Source organism: Caballeronia sp. GAWG1-1, assembly GCF_023631465.1.
Taxonomy (GTDB): domain Bacteria; phylum Pseudomonadota; class Gammaproteobacteria; order Burkholderiales; family Burkholderiaceae; genus Caballeronia.
On record NZ_JALQDB010000010.1, the window covers coordinates 1 to 16,283 of the forward strand.

A 16,283-nucleotide genomic window follows, 5' to 3' on the forward strand; every position below is an offset into this window, starting at 1 on the left:
GTGGGTCCGTCGGTTTCGTTTCGTCATCTTCTGGTTCCTTGTTGCCGGCCATTATGGCCGACTCACGCCCCAGCTTTCCCACTCAATGAACTGTCCGAATTCTCGAAGCCACCTCTTCCAGAACTGGGAAAAAGAACTGTCCGTCAGTCACTTCCGGTGGCGGTAACGGAACCTCGACTGCTGGTTGCGGAGCCTTTCTCGAAAAAAATCTAGATAGCGGCTTCATGCTTCATCACCTGTCTCGCGCGCTGGGGCCGTTGTGAAAGTCGTCGTTGTCAAGCCGATTAGCCGGACGGCGCTGTGCACACGAATCCTTCGTATCCACACTGTTGGCCCGTGCTAGAAGACACTTGAGCTTGGCTTGTGGCGCTACTACGAGCCGCCGTCACGCAGGTAGGCATGATAGCAAGCGGGCCGAAATGACTTTGAATTCGTTGATGTGCGAGACAAAGCCGATCTTCCTCTCGCCATGACGAAGCCCGCTGCGAAGCGTGAACGCTTCCTCGCGATTGCGGGCGAAAGTATCTGACAGTCGGTAGCGCAAAAAACGATGCCGCGGAAGCGGCGCGGCGGAAGGTAAAGAGGCGTCTCACGCCTGGCTGGACGCGGACGTGCGCAGGCATCCGACTATGAAACCGCTCATTCCGCTGCTAGTTATCCAATATGAGTTCTTCGAGGTTGATGGCTATCAGCCAGCTCGGGCGGAGACTACGAACGCAGCGACTTCCTGATCCTCGATCGCCCAACACAATGACTAGCCTTAAAGTTCGGAGGTCCGGGCCAGTGCAAGCGTGTCGATGTACTCGCGGATGCTCGCGACCTTGCCATTGCGAACGGTGATGGCAAAGATCCAGTGGTCTTCGAAGGTCTTGTTCGTGGCTTTGATTCTGCCCGTCGCGAAGCCGACGACCAGAACCCGGTCACCCTGAGCAACGAATTCGGGCGGGGCGGGGTAGGACGTATCCACCATCTCGGAAGCCTTCTGCAACAGGTTCGCCAAGTCCGCGTGTCCACGGTGGGTGCCGGCCAGCGCCCACTCGCCCGGAACGATCCACTCGATGTCTTCTGCGGAAATGGCCAGCAAAGCTTGCTTATCGCCGCTGCCCAGCGCGGCAAAGAAATCCTTCACGACCTGGACGTTCGCTTGTGCGTTCATCGGTATCGCTCCATGTTCGTGACACAGGCCCGCAACTGGAACAGGTCGCGCTCTTACGTCGGACGGCCGCTGCTCCATCGATGTGCCGCGCGGTTTGCAGTCCAACACGCGGCACTTAGGACCCACGCTTTCCGCCGTCGACCAACAAGCCCACTGAAGGGGCACTGCGAACGACTTTAGCCCGAACCGCCACGGCACATCAAAGTTGCGCCAAGCCACCGTCGACGGCCACCTCGCTGGCGGTCATGAAGCTGCTGTCCGACGACGCGAGAAAGGCAGCCACCGCTCCGATCTCGGCCGGATCGGCCATGCGCTGAAGCGGAGTCATCGAGGCGAAAATCTTCTGGCCTTCCTCGCCCAGCGCTTCCTTTGCGAGTTCGGTTGCCGTCGCCCCGGGTGACAACACGTTCACACGGATGCCGGTGCCTTTCAGGTCCTCCGCCCACGTTCGCGCGAGGTTGCGCACGGCCGCCTTGCTCGCGCTGTAGGCGCTCATTCCAGGAGCGCCCGTAGTGCCGGCGCTCGATCCGGTCAGGATGATAGAACCGCCATCGCGCATCAGCGGCAACGCCTTCTGGACCGTGAAGATCGAACCCTTCACATTGGTGTCGAAGGCTTCGTCGATGTGCTCGGCGGTAATCTTGCCGAGCGCTAGCTGGCTTCCCGCGCCGGCATTCGCAAAGACGATATCGAGGGTCCCGCGCTCGTCCTTCACCGCAGCATAAAGTCGGTCGAGGTCGGCCTCATCCGAGACCGAGCCCTTTACCGCGCGGGCATTGGGCCCGAGGTCGGCCACGGCATCGTCGAGTGCGTCTTGCCGACGGCCGAAGATGAAGACGAAAGCGCCTTCCTCGATGAAGCGCTTCGCTGCCGCGCGGCCAATGCCCGTGGCGCCGCCGGTGATGACAGCCGTCTTTCCGTTGAGTCTGGTCATGTCGTGCATCCTTCTTTCAAGTTGTACGGAAGCAGGAATTGCTTGCTTGAAACAAGTATGCGGTTGGACTAACCTAAGAACAAGTATGCACCTTTTGGTAACCACAATATGACCGACTGTTCTCCGACCTGCGGTGGCCGCTACTCTTACGGGCTAGCCGCGACCCTCAGCATCATCGCGGGCAAATGGAAGCCACTGATCTTGTACTTCCTGCTCGACGGCCCGAAGCGCTACGGCGAACTCAAGCGCAATGTCCACGGCGTCAGCGCCAAGGTGCTGATCCAGCAATTGAAGGAACTCGAAGCCGATCGCGTCCTCGCGCGGACCGACTATCAGGAGGTGCCACCGCGCGTGGACTACACGCTGACGCCGCTCGGTCGAAGCCTGGCCGACAAGATCGTCCCGCTGTGCACTTGGGGAACCGAGAATATGGCCGAAATGGTGAACATGCTCGCTGAGCGCGACAGGTTGAGATAAAAGACAGCCGACATCCACGTTTAACGCGCCATCAAAACGTGCCAGGCCGTTTTCGCTACTCAAAGAGCAGGGAAGTAGTGGCCATTGTCGAGGTCCTCGATCAGGCTGGGCTGGGCAGGCTTCCAGCCGAGAGCCTGACGCGTGATGAGATTGGACGCCGGAAGGTCCAGCGTGACCAGGTTTGTCAGGAAGCCAAAGTATCCCGGCAGCATCAGCACGTCGATGGGAATGCTCACGGCCGGCAGGCCCAGGCGGCTGCCGATGGCCTCGGCGATCTCGCGCAAAGCGATGCCCTCGCCCTCGATGCCGTGCCAACTTTTGCCAGCCGGACCTTTCTCCAGCGCGAGACGGAACAAGGTGGCGAGGTCGCGGCCATGCACGGCCGGCCACAAGTTTGCGCCGTCTCCCGGATAACCGATGACGCGCTTGTCCTTTGCGAGCGCAATCAGCAACGGGAGGAAGCCTGCATCGCTTGTGCTGTGCGCGATGGGAGGAATCCGCACGACCGAAGACCGCACGCCCCGCTGCGCGAGTGCGATGACGGCGAGCTCCACGACGTTACGAACTCGCAGGGTTCCTTTGTATGCATCGCCGGCCGGAAGGGCAGGGTCATCCTCGCTGACGGGCCGGCCGAGGCTTTCCCATCCGGGTGAGCCGATGCTCGCCGACACGACCAGCGGCTTGCCGGTTCCGGCCAGTGCGTCGCCATACGCAAGCATGATCCGGAGTTCCGCGGCGGCCACGGCATCGAGCCCGCCAGAGGGAAGCAGGTCTTGTCTATGCGCGACATGGATGACACCGTCTGACTCCGACGCCGCGGCCTTGAGTTCATCGAGATCGGAGATATCGCCGCGACGCACCTTTGCGCCGAGCGCGGACACCGCCGCCGCGGATTTGTCCGACCTGGCGAGGCCGGTTACCTCGTGGCCGGCGGCGATGAGCTCGGGAATGATGTACGAACCGATATGGCCGGTCCCGCCCGTGACGAAAACGTGCATGTTATTGCTGCCTCCAGAAGATGTGATGCGAGATGTCGTGGCGCCGATGCAATCAGCCGAGCAGGCTGACGCCGATTGAGAAGTTGGCGTGCTTGACGGAGTGAGTGAGAAGTCCCAGCGACAGCAGGCTGACGTGCTCCAGCGTCTTCGCCATGAGCAGCGGCCCGGTATCCATCGGGCGCAGTCCGAGGCTCGCGACGAATGCCGAGACGCGTGCTTTCGCCTGTGCATCGTCCCCGGCGATGAACACGTCCAACAGGCGGCCCTCTACTGGATCGGCAGCCAGGACGTGAGAAAACAGGGTGTTGAACGCCTTGACGATTTTCGCGTCGGTAGGCACGGCCTTGGCGATCTCCCGCGCGCCGAAGCTGTCGCCCGGAGTCACGAAGCTCACGTGATCGGAGGCAATGGGATTGGTGATGTCCACGAGAACCTTGCCTGCAAGCTCGTTCCCGTATTGCTTCACCACGTCGAGAACGGCTGGGTAGGGAAGCGCCAGGATGACCATGTCCCCGGCCGGGGCGACGCCGAACGTTCCTGTCGTCGCGTTGGCTCCAAACTCTTCGGCAAGCGCCCGCGCCTTGGCAGCGTCGCGACTCATTACCTCGACTGTGTGTCCCGCCTTGGCGGCAAGGCGGCCGATCGCTGCGGCCATGCCGCCTGTGCCAATGATGCTGATCGTGCTCATGCAGTCTCCTGGTGAGTTGGGTGGTGCTCGTAACCACTAGCAACCATCCTATTCAAATAACTTGCAAAAAACAAGTAAACAAGGAAATTTACTTGCTTCATGCAAGCGATGTTAATATTTGGCCATGAAGACGACATCCAAAGAAGACCTTCGATCCCATTGCGCGGTGAACTACGGCGTGGAGATCTTTGGCGACCGGTGGTCGCTCTTGATCATTCGCGACATCGTCTTTGTTGGCAAGAAGACGTATGGCGAGTTTCTGAAATCGGAAGAGGGGATCGCGACCAATGTCCTTGCGTCCCGCCTTGCGTTTCTTGAGGAGCAAGGAATTCTCTCGAGGGCGCCCAGCCCCGACGATGGGCGCCGTGACTTCTACACGCTGACCGAGAAGGGCTTGGACCTCATCCCTGTCGTGCTGAACATCGTCCTATGGAGCGCGAAGTACGATTCGAAGTCGTACGTACGGCGAAGTAAGGCTTTCATTGCCCGATTAAGGCAAAGTCCCCTACTGGTGAGCGAAGAGGTGAAGACGCTGGTTCGGAATGGCGGATGTATGTTTCCGGAGAGCAAGGAATAGACAGGACGGCAGGAATGCCGTGCTACGTCGATAAACGATGCGCGCATGGCTAGCCGAGAGGTGCGGCGAATAGCGGCCCGATGTCGAGAACGGTTCTGGAGACCGTGACTGAGGTTCAGCGGCCTGAGCGGGCGAAAAATCGCGCCGGCTTCAGCTCCATTCCGTACGCGATCTAAGACATTAGGGCGAAAGCGATAACGGATGAAAAGAAAGCGCGACCACTACATCGACTCTCTTCAGCCCGCCGTAGCACACGCCACGCGCGCGCAGGACGGAGATGAAGATTCAGCCGCGCAGGACGCCCATCTTGACTGTACGCAATGCGCTTCGGCGGCGTTCTTTTGGAAGCCGTCAGAATCGCTTCTTTCGCCATGGACATACAAATGAGAAAGCCCGCGTAATCAAAAGATTACGCGGGCTTAATTTGGTCGGGGCGAGAGGATTTGAACCTCCGACCACCTGCACCCCATGCAGGTACGCTACCAGGCTGCGCTACGCCCCGAAAGAGCGAAAGTATATCAGAGCGAAACGAATAGTAGAACTGCTTCGACGAAATTCGTGTTCGGACTCGTCGAATCTACTCGAAAATGCTCACAGCCTGAGTTCAGACTGCGTGTAAGGGGAAGTCTTGATCGAAACAGGCGCGTCATTGTTACGAAGCGTCGGCACGCGCCGCTTGCGCGCAAGCGCTGCGCGCTGACGCTTGCGAAAGCGCTGTGCCAACAACGCCGACACGACACAAGGAATCAGGTAACTCAGCACGCGCTCGCTCCACTTGCTCCGCGTCGCGATGCTTTCATACTGCGTGTGATCATGAAAACTCGCGGACGCAAAGACCATCGTCAGTACGAAGTCGAGAGCCATTGCCAGAAAGCAGAAGATAAAGAACACGAGTGCGCCATTCCACAGCAGCTTGCCGTGACTTGCGTTGATCGTGCGGCAGACGAACATCACCGCGCACAGAAGCAAGAGGTTGAACAACAAGGGGAGCCAGGGAAAGAAGTCCATGTGCGCTATGCCAATGATGATGCGTGAAAGAGCCAGCCTCCCCAGCGGCGATCGTCACAATCCGTGATAACCAGATCGTGGAAGGCCAAACCGGGAATTGGGCGCGATATTCACACACGGCAAGCAGCGCTTGAATACGAGTATTCTTAATCTACGACTAATCCGAATTCTGTCGTGATTCGGTCAGTTCCTTGGTTCTTGATCGTTCAGCGAGTCCGACAAGAAATCGATGAAGGTTCTGACCTTCGGCGTCATGTACTTGCGGCTCGTGTACACCGCATACACCGACGGCGCGAACGCTTCGTAGCCCGGCAGCACGCGCAGCAAGTTGCCCGCGCCCAGTTCGGGATCGACGATCCACGCCGGCAGATACGCCAGGCCCATCCCGGCGCGCGCGAGCTGGAGCGCCATCGACGTATCGTTGGTCTTCAGCACCGGCTGATTCCTGACCGTGAACGCGCCGTCCGCGCCCGTCAGCGTAACCGTCTCGATATTGGTGTAAGTCGGCAGCACGACGCGATGCCGCGCCATGTCGTCCGGATGCCGCACCGGCCCATGCCGTTCGATATACGCAGGCGATGCCGCCAGCACGAACGGCATCCGGCACAACGGCCGTACGATGAGCGAGGGCGACGGCTCGGACGTCGCGCGCAAGGCCATGTCGTAGCCTTCCTCGACCAGATCGACGAAGCGGTTCTCGAGGCGCAGATCGACGAGCACATCCGGATAACGCGCCTGATAAGCCACCAGCAAATCCGCGAACTTACGATTGGCGAACCAGCCCGGCGCGGTCACCTTGAGCACGCCATGCGGCTGCGCCGTCTGCGTGCCGACCGCGGCTTCTGCCGCGCGCAGGATATCGAGCGCCTCGCTGCACTGTTCGTAATAAACGTTGCCGGCTTCGGTCAGGCTGAGATGCCGCGTCGTTCGATTCAGCAACCGCACGTTCAAATGGCGTTCGAGGTTGGCGACGTGTTTGCTCGTCATCGCGGTCGAGATGTCTAGCCGTTCGGCCGCCTTCACGAAACTCCCGGCTTCGACGACCTCGCGGAATACGCGAAGACTGGTGAGCGCATCCATCGATCATTTCCTCCGAGGAAACAAAACGCCAATGTTAGCCGGATTTATCTGCGGATGAGAGCCGCTTGGACGCAAGCCGGAGCGGGCGTCTTAGACATCGGCGCACGTCGGGGGAAAGCTGCCCGTCACTTCGGCCATTCGTCGAGTGCGTCGTTGAAGAGCGAGGCAACGACGCCGCGCAGCCAACTCGTGCGTGGATCGTTTTGAAACTTGCGATGCCAATGCTGCCGCAGATCGAACCTCGGCAGCGCGAGCGGCGGCTCGGCGAGCGTGATCGACGCGTGTTCGGCCACATAAGCGAAGCCGATCGCATGCGGCACCGTCGCGATGAGATCCGTACGCGACAAAATGAACGGCAAGCTCATGAAGTGCGGCGTTTCCAGCACGGCGCGGCGCCGCACGCGTTCCTTGTCGAGATGATTTTCGAGGATCTCCTGACTGCGTCCCTCGGCGCGCACGACCGCGTGGCCGCATGCGCAGAAGCGTTCGAGCGTGAGAGGCTCGCGCGCGAAGGGATGATCGCGCCGCATGAGACAGATGAACCGGTGCGAAAAGAGCCGCTGCTGGAAGAAGTTGTTGCCGCGAAGATCGGGAAAATAGCCGACCGCCAGATCGATCGAACCGGCTTCGAGTCCGCGCTCGACATCGCCGTGCGAAGCCGACACAGACCGCAGATTCGCTTGCGGCGCCTCGGTTGCGAACGCCTGCAACAAGCGCGGCAGAAACACGATCTCGCCGACATCCGACAGCGCTATCGAGAACGTGTCGGTGCTCGATGAGGGATCGAAGTGCTGCGTATCGAGCAAACCGCGTTCGATCCGCCCGAGCGCCTCGCGCGCCGCCGGCACGAGCGCCAGGGCGCGCGGCGTCGGCTCCATGCCGCGCGAGGTCCGCACGAACAGCGGGTCGTTGAAATATTCGCGCAACCGTCCGAGCGCCGTCGACACGCGCGGCTGACTCACGCCGAGCCGCTCGGCGGCGCGGCTCACGTTGCGCGTCTCCTCTATCGCGACGAGGAACGGGATCAGATTCAGGTCGAGGTCGGTCATGCGGCCGTCGTTATCGTCCGGCGAAATAGTGCGTCATGCGGCATTCGCCTCGCGGATAGTGGAGTGTCTCGCGGATCATCCACGCCGCGCAACCATGTCCGACACGCGCTGCGCCGCTTCCTGCAGCGGCGTCAGGAACGACTTCACCATTTGCTTCGCGCTCTTGCGCTGCGCGTTGCCGGAGAGGTTCAGCGCGGCGATCACGCGGCCTTGCCGGTCGCGAATGGGCGCCGATAGCGAGATCAATCCTTCTTCCAGTTCCTGATCGACGATAGCCCAGCCCTGGCGCCGCACGAGCGCGATCGATTCCCTGAGCGCAGTCTTGTCGACGATGGTGTGCGGCGTGCGCGCGACGAGTTCGCTGGCATCGAGTGCTTCGTCGAGTTGTGCGTCGTCGAGCGCGGCGAAAAGCACGCGGCCCATCGACGTGCAGAACGCGGGCAGACGGCTGCCGATCGACAGATTTTGCGTGATGATCTTGTGGGTCGGCACGCGCAGCACGTAGACGATCTCCGCGCCGTTCAACACCGCCGCCGAGCAGCTTTCGTGAACTTGCGCGACGAGTTCTTCCATGACCGGCTCGGCGAGATTCCAGAACGGCATCGACGTGAGATAGGCGAAGCCCAGGTCGAGTATCTTCGGTGTGAGCTGGAAGAGGCGGCCATCGGCTTCGACATAACCAAGCGCCTGCAACGTAAGGAGAATGCGCCTTGCGCCCGCGCGCGTTAAGCCGGTCGCGGCGGCGACATCGGTGAGCGTTTGCGCCGGGCGGTTCGCGTCGAACGAGCGGATGACCGAAAGCCCGCGCGCGAACGATTGCACGTAGGCGTCGCCGGGACGCGCGGGGTTATCGGATGAATCCGCGTCGGCATTCGTTGGAGTGGACATATTGAAAGCGTGAAGACCCGTACAAACCCGCACTTCGCGCATGCTTCGTTGACACGACAAAGAACCGGGGACTAACATGCCGATGTTCGCTTAACGAATCCATGTTCGCATATCGAACATTTCGAAGCAAGCTTGTCGGCGCACAGGTAAACCCCGAGATGCGTTTGCTTCAAGCAGCCGCTGACACGCAAGTCGGTTCGACACAGGAGAAAGTACGGCAATGATCAACAAGATTTTCGACTCGCTCGCGTCGGCGGTGGCGGATGTGCAAGACGGCGCGACCATCATGATCGGCGGTTTCGGCACGGCGGGCATGCCCTCGGAACTGATCGACGCGCTCATCGAACAGGGCGCGCGCAATCTCACCATCGTCAACAACAACGCGGGCAATGGCGACACGGGTCTCGCCGCCTTGCTGAAGGCGAAGCGCGTCAGCAAGATCATCTGTTCGTTTCCGCGTCAGACCGACTCGCACGTCTTCGACGCGCTCTACCGCGCGGGCGAAATCGAACTCGAACTCGTGCCGCAGGGTAATCTCGCGGAGCGCATTCGAGCGGCGGGCGCGGGCATCGGCGGATTCTTCACGCCGACCGGCTACGGCACGAAGCTCGCAGAAGGCAAGGAAACCCGCGTGATCGACGGCAAGCACTACGTGCTCGAAGCGCCGCTACACGCCGACTTCGCGCTCGTGAAGGCCTATAAGGGCGACCGCTGGGGCAATCTGGTCTATCGTAAGACGGCGCGCAACTTCGGGCCGATCATGGCGAGCGCCGCGAAGACCGCCATCGTGCAGGTGTCGAAGGTCGTGCCGCTCGGCGAGCTTGACCCCGAAAACATCGTGACGCCGGGCATCTTCGTGCAACGTGTGGTCGAAGTGCCGCAGGCGGTGCATGCCGCCGAACTCGAAGCTGAACTTGCATCCTGAAGGATCGAAGCCATGAAGAAACTTTCCCGTGACGAAATGGCCCGCCGCGTGGCCGCGGACATTCCCGAAGGCGCGTATGTGAACCTCGGTATCGGCGTGCCGACGCTCGTCGCCAATCATCTCGCGGCGGATCGCGAAATCTTCCTCCATAGCGAAAACGGCCTGCTCGGCATGGGTCCCGCGCCCGCGAGGGGCGAAGAGGACGACGAACTCATCAACGCCGGCAAGCAGCACGTCACGCTCTTGACGGGCGGCGCGTTCTTCCATCACGCCGATTCCTTCGCGATGATGCGCGGCGGCCATCTCGACTTCTGCGTGCTCGGCGCGTTCCAGGTCTCGGCGACGGGCGACCTCGCCAACTGGCACACCGGCGCACCCGATGCGATTCCCGCCGTCGGCGGCGCAATGGACCTGGCCATCGGCGCCAAGCAGGTGTACGTGATGATGGAACTGCTCACGAAGCAAGGCGAGAGCAAGCTCGTGGCCGAGTGTTCTTATCCGGTGACGGGCGTACAGTGCGTGGATCGCGTATATACGGACCTCGCCGTGTTCGACGTGACGCCGGAAGGCTTCGTCGTGCGCGAGATGGTGGAAGGTCTGTCGTTCGACGAACTGAAAAAGCTGGCCCAGGTGCCGCTGCAATACGTGCCGCTGTCCGAGGCTGCATAAACGCTTCGCCTGAGAGATAACTGGAGTTGACCGATGAAAGAAGCTTTCGTATGTGATGCCATCCGCACGCCGATCGGCCGTTACGGCGGTTCGCTGTCTTCCGTGCGTGCCGACGACCTGGGCGCCGTGCCGCTGCGCGCGCTCGTCGAACGCAACAAGGAAGTGGACTGGGAAGCCGTCGAGGAAGTGATCTACGGCTGCGCGAATCAGGCGGGCGAAGACAATCGCAACGTCGCGCGCATGTCGGCGTTGCTTGCCGGCTTGCCCGTGGGCACGCCCGGTTCGACGGTCAACCGCCTGTGCGGTTCGGGCATGGATGCGGTCGGCATCGCGGCGCGCGCCATCAAGTCGGGCGAGGCGAGCCTTTTGATCGCGGGCGGCGTCGAGAGCATGAGCCGTGCGCCGTTCGTGATGGGCAAGGCGACGAGCGCGTTCTCGCGTCAGGCCGAGATTCACGACACGACCATCGGCTGGCGCTTCGTCAATCCGCTGATGAAGAAGCTCTACGGCGTCGACTCGATGCCCGAAACCGCCGAGAACGTCGCCGACGACTACAAGGTGAGCCGCGCCGATCAGGACGCGTTCGCGCTGCGCAGTCAGCAGAGGGCATCGCGCGCGCAGAAGGACGGCACGCTTGCGCAGGAAATCACGCCGGTCAGCATCGCGCAGAAGAAGGGCGACGCGCTCGTCGTGTCGCAGGACGAGCATCCGCGTGAGACGAGTCTCGAAACGCTCGCGAAGCTGAAGGGCGTGGTGCGTCCGGACGGCTCGGTGACGGCGGGCAACGCTTCGGGCGTGAACGATGGCGCCGTCGCCATGCTGATCGCCGACGAAGAAAGCGCGAAGCGTCATGGCCTCACGCCGCGCGCGCGCATTCTCGGCATCGCGACCGCGGGTGTCGAACCGCGCGTGATGGGTATCGGACCGGCGCCCGCATCGCAGAAGCTGTTGGCGCGCCTTGGCATGACGATCGACCAGTTCGATGTGATCGAGCTGAACGAAGCCTTCGCCTCGCAAGGGCTCGCCGTGCTGCGCATGCTCGGCATTGCCGACGACGATCCTCGCGTCAACCCGAACGGCGGTGCGATCGCGCTCGGACATCCGCTCGGCGCGTCCGGCGCGCGGCTCGTGACGACCGCGAGCTATCAGTTGCAGCGCACGGGCGGGCGCTTCGCGCTCTGCACCATGTGCATCGGCGTGGGCCAGGGCATTGCGATGGTCATCGAGCGTGTCTAAGGACATGTTCGCCTCGACCGGTCGTCTCACGGATCTCATCTGCGGCAACGAGGCCGCCAACGCGCTATGGTCGGCGCGCGCGACGGTGCAGGCCATGCTCGATGTCGAAGCGGCGCTCGCGCGTGCATCGGCGGAGCATGGCGTGATTCCGGCGAGCGCGGTCGATGCGATCGTCGCCGCGTGCAATGCCGACAACATCGACGCCGGCGCGTTGATGACCGGCGCGGCCGCCGGCGGCAATCTCGCGATTCCGCTCGTCAAGCAATTGACCGCCGTGGTGAAGGCCGGCGACGCCGAGGCCGCCAAGTACGTGCATTGGGGCGCGACGAGTCAGGACATCATCGACACGGGCGTCATGCTGCAACTGCGCGCCGCATTCGAACTGATCGATGCCGATCTGCGCGAACTCGCCGCATCGCTCGCGCAGCAAGCGCAGAAGCATCACGCGACGCCGATGATCGGCCGCACATGGTTGCAACAGGCGCTGCCAATCACGCTCGGTCTCAAGTTCGCGCAGTGGCTGGATGCGGTGACGCGTCATCGCGGGCGTCTGTACGAACTGAAATCGCGCGTGTTCGTGCTGCAATTCGGCGGCGCGGCGGGCACGCTGGCGAGTCTGCGCGACAAGGCCTTGCCGGTGGCGCAGTCACTCGCCGATGAACTTCAGCTCGCCCTGCCCGCGCTGCCTTGGCATACGCAACGCGATCGCATCGCGGAGGCGGCGGCGTTTCTCGGCATGCTCACGGGCACGCTTGGCAAGATCGCGCGCGACATCTCGCTCATGATGCAGACCGAACTCGGCGAACTCGCCGAGCCGGCCGCGGCAGGCAAGGGCGGGTCGTCCACCATGCCGCACAAGCGCAATCCCGTGGGTTGCGCGGCGGTGCTGACTGCCGCGACGCGCGCGCCCAATCTCGTCGCGACGGTTTTCGCGGGCATGGTGCAGGAACACGAACGCGCGCTCGGCGGCTGGCAGGCGGAATGGGAAGCGCTGCCCGATCTCGCGCGGCTTACGGCGGGCGCGTTGTCGAATATCAAGGGCATCGTGCCGGGTCTCGAAGTGAACGTCGCGCGGCTCGCGCGGAATCTCGACGCGACCAACGGTCTCGTGCTCGGCGAAGCGGTCATGCTCGCGCTCGGCGACGCCATCGGCCGGCTGGATGCGCACAAGCTCGTCGAGCAGTCGTCGAAGGCGGCGGTGGCAAGCGGCCAGTCTCTCTTCGAAGTGCTCGCCGCGAACGAAACCGTCACGCAGCATCTTTCGCAACAACAGTTGAAATCCTTGCTCGATCCGGCGAATTACGCCGGTCAGGCACAGGCCTTCGTCGACGCCGCGCTCGAGCTACATCGCGCGAACGCGTGAGCGCACAAGATTCAGGAGCGATACAGCATGCCCCTTGCCGCTATCAACGGTACCCGGATTCACTATCGAGTCGATGCCCGCGCGGGCAATGACGCCCCGTGGCTCGTGCTGTCGAATTCGCTCGGCGCCGATGTCTCCATGTGGACGCCGCAAGTCGAAGCGTTCGCCGAGCACTACCGCGTGGTGCGTTACGACACGCGCGGCCACGGCCATTCGGACGCGCCAGCGGGGCCGTACACCATCGATCAGTTGATCGGCGATGTCGTCGGGCTGCTCGATCATCTCGGCATCGAACGCGCGCATTACTGCGGTCTGTCGATGGGCGGGCTCACGGGCATCGGGCTCGCCGCGCGTCATCCCGAACGTTTCTCGCGCGTGGTGCTGTCGAACACGGCGGCGCTCATCGGCTCGGATGCGGTGTGGACGCCGCGCGCCGCGAAAGCGCGTGAAGCAGGCGGCATGTCGTCGCTGACAGACGCCGTGATCGCGCGCTGGTTCACCGCGCTGTTCATCGAGCGCGAACAGCTCGTGCTCGCCAACATCCGCGATGTCTTCCGGCATACGGAGGGCGAAGGCTACGCGTCGAATTGCGAAGCGATCCGCGACGCCGATCTGCGCGCCGAAGCGAAGACCATCGCGCTGCCGGTGCTCGTGATCGCAGGAACGCACGATCTGTCGACGACAGCCGAGCAGGGCCGCGAACTGGCGGGTTATATCGAAGGCGCGCGCTACGTCGAACTGGACGCGGCGCATTTGTCGAACATCGAGAAGCGCGACGATTACACGCGCGCCGTGCTCGACTTTCTCGGAGAACAACCATGACTGATGACGAACGTTACGAAGCCGGCATGAAGGTGCGCCGCGCGGTGCTGTCCGATGCGCACGTGGACCGCTCGCTTGCCAACCGCACCGATCTCACCACGGATTTCCAGAACTTCATCACGCGCTATGCGTGGGGCGAAATCTGGACGCGCGATGGCTTGCCGCGTCATACGCGCAGCCTTCTCACCATCGCGATGATGGTCGCGCTCAATCGCGGCGAGGAACTCGCGTTGCATCTGCGCGCCGCGAAGCACAATGGCGTGACGCAGGACGAGATCAAGGAAGTGCTGCTGCAGACGGCCGTGTATTGCGGCGTGCCGGCCGCGAACTCGGCGTTCCATCTGGCGCAGAAGATCTTCGAGGAAGAGGCGCAGAAGAAGTAAGGAGCTTTCCGCCTGTTGCGGCATGTCAAGCCGAGGGCCGTTCATCGCGAACGGCCCTCGCTTTTTAGAACGCGTAATACGGCCCGTTTCCTGCGGGCGTCGCGCGTCCTTCGAGCGCCGTGAACACGCGTCTACCAAAGAAGAATGGCAAGCCCCAGTCAAAGTATCCGCTCGACGGTCCGGCGAGATTGCTGAACGCAAAATTGCCGCTTGCGATCAACGTGGTCGATTGCGCGACGCTGAACGAGACGTCGGTCGTGATGCCGCTCGTCGAACGCACGGTCGCGCTCAAGGCTTGCGTCGCCGCCGGGCAATACCACGCGCCGCATGTCGTGATGCTCGTCGAAGGGAAGAACAACCCATTCGATCCGCTGTCGATGAAGCTCGTCCCATACTGACTGCCGCCGAAGCTCGTCGACACATAGCCGGAAGACGAACTCGATTTCAACACTGTCGCCGAGCCGAGTAGATTGTTCGCCTGCGAACCGATGCCGAAGGTCATCGTCCCCGTGACCGCGGATGCGCCTGCGGCTGGAATGGCGGGGAGTTCGATCAGCACGCCGTTGTTGTCGGCGGCGAAGTTGGCGACCGGATTGGTCACCTGCTGCGCAACCGGCAAGCTGCTCGCCGTGCAACCGCCGCCCGTGTTGCAGGTGTAGTACCAGCGCGGCATGGCGGAGGCGGCGCAGCCCGCGCCGCAATCGGCGGTGAACGGACCGACGCCGAGAATGCCGTTGCCGCGCAGCTTCGATGCGTCGAGCATCGGCAGGCCGGACTGTGCGCAATCGGCGGGCGCCGTGGGCGTCGATGCATCGGCGATCAACTGCACGGAGGTTGCCCCCGCGACTTGGCCAGCGAGCCGCACATCGGCGGTGCGCACGGCGCCCCATGTGTAGCCGGTGCCAAACACCGAGCATTCGGCGACGATCCCGTTCGAACCGCTTGCCGCGACGAGCGGCAGCGCGATTTGCGAGTTCAGCGCCGACGCCAGCACGCGCAGCCCGTGCGAGCCGGTATCGACCTGGATGTTGTCGATGGTCTGGCAAGTATTCGTGCCCGGCACGCAGATAGTGACGCTCGTCTGCAGCATGTTGCGCGTGCGAGTTGGCGTGCTGGTGACGGTGATGGTCTGCACGTTCGGCGTGGTCGATTGCACGACGGTGGTGGAGTCGGCGCTCGGTGCGGATGCCGCGCTGGCGCTGCTGGCGGCGCTTGCCGTGCCCGGCGCGCTGGCCGTCGCGGGCGCGCTGGCTTGTGCAGGTGCCGCGGGTGCCGGCGTGGCGCTGTCGGAACCGCCGCCACCGCCGCATGCGGTCAAGGCCAGTGCGGTGACGAGAAGAAGCGTGAGATGCGTGCGAATAGGCATGCGTGCCTCCATCGTCATTGAATATCGGCGGTGGATACGCCAGCTGGCAGCGCGCTCACGAGCCATGCGCGGCCACTGAACTCACGCAGCCGCACGTGATTTTCGACGACGAGATCGCCATTCGCGATGCGCGTCGCGTGCAGACCGGCATCGCCCGACGAAGCGTTCGCGCCGTCCTTGAAGCGCTGAAAGTACGCGCCGAGCAGCGCTTCTGTGTCGGGCATGGCCGGTCCGCGCCAGGAGATTGCGTACACGGCGCCGCTGGCCGCGACGTATTCGCGCACGACGATGCCGTTCGCGTCCGTCGTTTCGACGTAATCGAGCAGGCCGTGCGTCGATCGATGCGCGACGATACCTGACGAAAATACGGCGCTGCGCGCTATCGCGCCGAGTTGCGCTTGTGCAGGCGCGGCCATCGATCCGCCGAGCGCGATGCAAGCCGCCGCGAGGTAATGAGGATTTCTTAGCGTATGTCTTGGCGTAGTCACGTGTTCCTCTCTCAGTTTCACTCAGATAATTCTTAATTTTGAGAGCGATTCTAGAGGGAAGAAGGGGATGGGCGATACCGTGGCCCGAGGCATTCGAAAACCGCGAAAAGCCTTGGAAAGAAGGGTGTGGTGCTTTGAAAATCAGTACGTTACGAAGCTCGAAAAGCCAGATTGCC

At 62.5% G+C, this 16,283-nt stretch carries 18 protein-coding genes and 1 tRNA gene; 8 read left to right on the top strand and 11 right to left on the bottom strand.

The genetic code is table 11. The annotated features are described in order from the left end of the window. Positions 1–760: 760 nt before the first annotated feature. Both NCT03_RS06035 and NCT03_RS06040 read right to left on the bottom strand, forming a co-directional pair. Positions 761–1,156 carry a nuclear transport factor 2 family protein gene (locus NCT03_RS06035; protein ID WP_250492233.1) on the bottom strand — a complete coding sequence of 132 codons (396 nt, stop codon included), beginning with the start codon at positions 1,154–1,156 and terminating at the stop codon, positions 761–763. 199 nt (positions 1,157–1,355) lie between these two features. Further along, positions 1,356–2,090 (bottom strand): SDR family NAD(P)-dependent oxidoreductase, encoded by a 735-nt coding sequence (locus NCT03_RS06040; protein ID WP_250492282.1) that lies wholly within the window; start codon positions 2,088–2,090, stop codon positions 1,356–1,358. A gap of 108 nt (positions 2,091–2,198) precedes the next feature. Here NCT03_RS06040 and NCT03_RS06045 point away from each other — a divergent pair, with 108 nt between their 5' ends. Beyond that, positions 2,199–2,567 (top strand): winged helix-turn-helix transcriptional regulator, encoded by a 369-nt coding sequence (locus tag NCT03_RS06045; protein WP_250464428.1) that lies wholly within the window; start codon positions 2,199–2,201, stop codon positions 2,565–2,567. Between the two features lie 59 nt (positions 2,568–2,626). Here the strand turns inward: NCT03_RS06045 and NCT03_RS06050 are convergent, their stop codons facing one another. Beyond that, positions 2,627–3,565, bottom strand: a complete 939-nt coding sequence (locus NCT03_RS06050) for an SDR family oxidoreductase (RefSeq protein ID WP_250492234.1) — start codon at positions 3,563–3,565, stop codon at positions 2,627–2,629. A 52-nt stretch (positions 3,566–3,617) separates the two neighbouring features. After that, positions 3,618–4,253 (bottom strand): NADPH-dependent F420 reductase, encoded by a 636-nt coding sequence (locus tag NCT03_RS06055; protein ID WP_250492235.1) that lies wholly within the window; start codon positions 4,251–4,253, stop codon positions 3,618–3,620. A 124-nt stretch (positions 4,254–4,377) separates the two neighbouring features. On the opposite strand from NCT03_RS06055, the gene NCT03_RS06060 reads away from it, so the two are divergent. Continuing rightward, positions 4,378–4,830, top strand: a complete 453-nt coding sequence (locus NCT03_RS06060; RefSeq protein ID WP_250492236.1) for a winged helix-turn-helix transcriptional regulator — start codon at positions 4,378–4,380, stop codon at positions 4,828–4,830. A gap of 425 nt (positions 4,831–5,255) precedes the next feature. Here the strand turns inward: NCT03_RS06060 and NCT03_RS06065 are convergent. From NCT03_RS06065 to NCT03_RS06085, 5 genes are all read right to left on the bottom strand, one after another. Beyond that, positions 5,256–5,332: transfer RNA gene (locus tag NCT03_RS06065), tRNA-Pro, on the bottom strand. An 89-nt stretch (positions 5,333–5,421) separates the two neighbouring features. Then, a complete protein-coding gene (locus NCT03_RS06070) occupies positions 5,422–5,838 on the bottom strand; it encodes a hypothetical protein (protein WP_244827712.1) in 417 nt (138 codons plus the stop codon). A gap of 183 nt (positions 5,839–6,021) precedes the next feature. Continuing rightward, positions 6,022–6,918, bottom strand: a complete 897-nt coding sequence (locus tag NCT03_RS06075; protein ID WP_250492237.1) for a LysR family transcriptional regulator — start codon at positions 6,916–6,918, stop codon at positions 6,022–6,024. Positions 6,919–7,043: 125 nt separating this feature from the next. Continuing rightward, positions 7,044–7,967 carry a LysR family transcriptional regulator gene (locus NCT03_RS06080; RefSeq protein WP_250492238.1) on the bottom strand — a complete coding sequence of 308 codons (924 nt, stop codon included), beginning with the start codon at positions 7,965–7,967 and terminating at the stop codon, positions 7,044–7,046. A 75-nt stretch (positions 7,968–8,042) separates the two neighbouring features. Continuing rightward, the gene (locus tag NCT03_RS06085; protein ID WP_250492240.1) at positions 8,043–8,855 is read right to left on the bottom strand and encodes an IclR family transcriptional regulator; all 813 of its coding nucleotides are present in this window, start codon (positions 8,853–8,855) and stop codon (positions 8,043–8,045) included. A gap of 220 nt (positions 8,856–9,075) precedes the next feature. Between NCT03_RS06085 and NCT03_RS06090 the strand changes: the two genes are divergently transcribed. From NCT03_RS06090 to pcaC, 6 genes are read left to right on the top strand one after another with little or no spacing between them, the layout of a single operon-like run. Beyond that, a complete protein-coding gene (locus tag NCT03_RS06090; protein WP_244827716.1) occupies positions 9,076–9,780 on the top strand; it encodes a 3-oxoacid CoA-transferase subunit A in 705 nt (234 codons plus the stop codon). Positions 9,781–9,792: 12 nt separating this feature from the next. After that, positions 9,793–10,449 (top strand): 3-oxoacid CoA-transferase subunit B, encoded by a 657-nt coding sequence (locus tag NCT03_RS06095; RefSeq protein ID WP_250492241.1) that lies wholly within the window; start codon positions 9,793–9,795, stop codon positions 10,447–10,449. Between the two features lie 33 nt (positions 10,450–10,482). Continuing rightward, on the top strand, positions 10,483–11,685 hold the full coding sequence (pcaF, locus tag NCT03_RS06100; protein WP_250492243.1) for a 3-oxoadipyl-CoA thiolase: 1,203 nt from the start codon (positions 10,483–10,485) through the stop codon (positions 11,683–11,685). 4 nt (positions 11,686–11,689) lie between these two features. Next, entirely contained in the window at positions 11,690–13,048 is a 1,359-nt protein-coding gene (locus NCT03_RS06105) for a 3-carboxy-cis,cis-muconate cycloisomerase (RefSeq protein ID WP_250492245.1), read from the top strand. Between the two features lie 27 nt (positions 13,049–13,075). Then, complete coding sequence (pcaD, locus tag NCT03_RS06110; protein WP_250492246.1) at positions 13,076–13,870, top strand: 3-oxoadipate enol-lactonase; 795 nt, start codon at positions 13,076–13,078, stop codon at positions 13,868–13,870. Further along, positions 13,867–14,253: a 4-carboxymuconolactone decarboxylase gene (pcaC, locus tag NCT03_RS06115; RefSeq protein ID WP_250492248.1), complete on the top strand. Its 387-nt coding sequence runs from the start codon at positions 13,867–13,869 to the stop codon at positions 14,251–14,253. The genes pcaD and pcaC overlap by 4 nt, the downstream gene beginning before the upstream one ends. A gap of 64 nt (positions 14,254–14,317) precedes the next feature. Here the strand turns inward: pcaC and NCT03_RS06120 are convergent, their stop codons facing one another. Continuing rightward, positions 14,318–15,619: a DUF3443 domain-containing protein gene (locus tag NCT03_RS06120; RefSeq protein ID WP_250492250.1), complete on the bottom strand. Its 1,302-nt coding sequence runs from the start codon at positions 15,617–15,619 to the stop codon at positions 14,318–14,320. A 14-nt stretch (positions 15,620–15,633) separates the two neighbouring features. Beyond that, positions 15,634–16,107, bottom strand: coding sequence for a DUF2844 domain-containing protein (locus tag NCT03_RS06125; protein WP_250492251.1), 474 nt, complete (start codon positions 16,105–16,107; stop codon positions 15,634–15,636). Between the last annotated feature and the right edge of the window lie 176 nt (positions 16,108–16,283).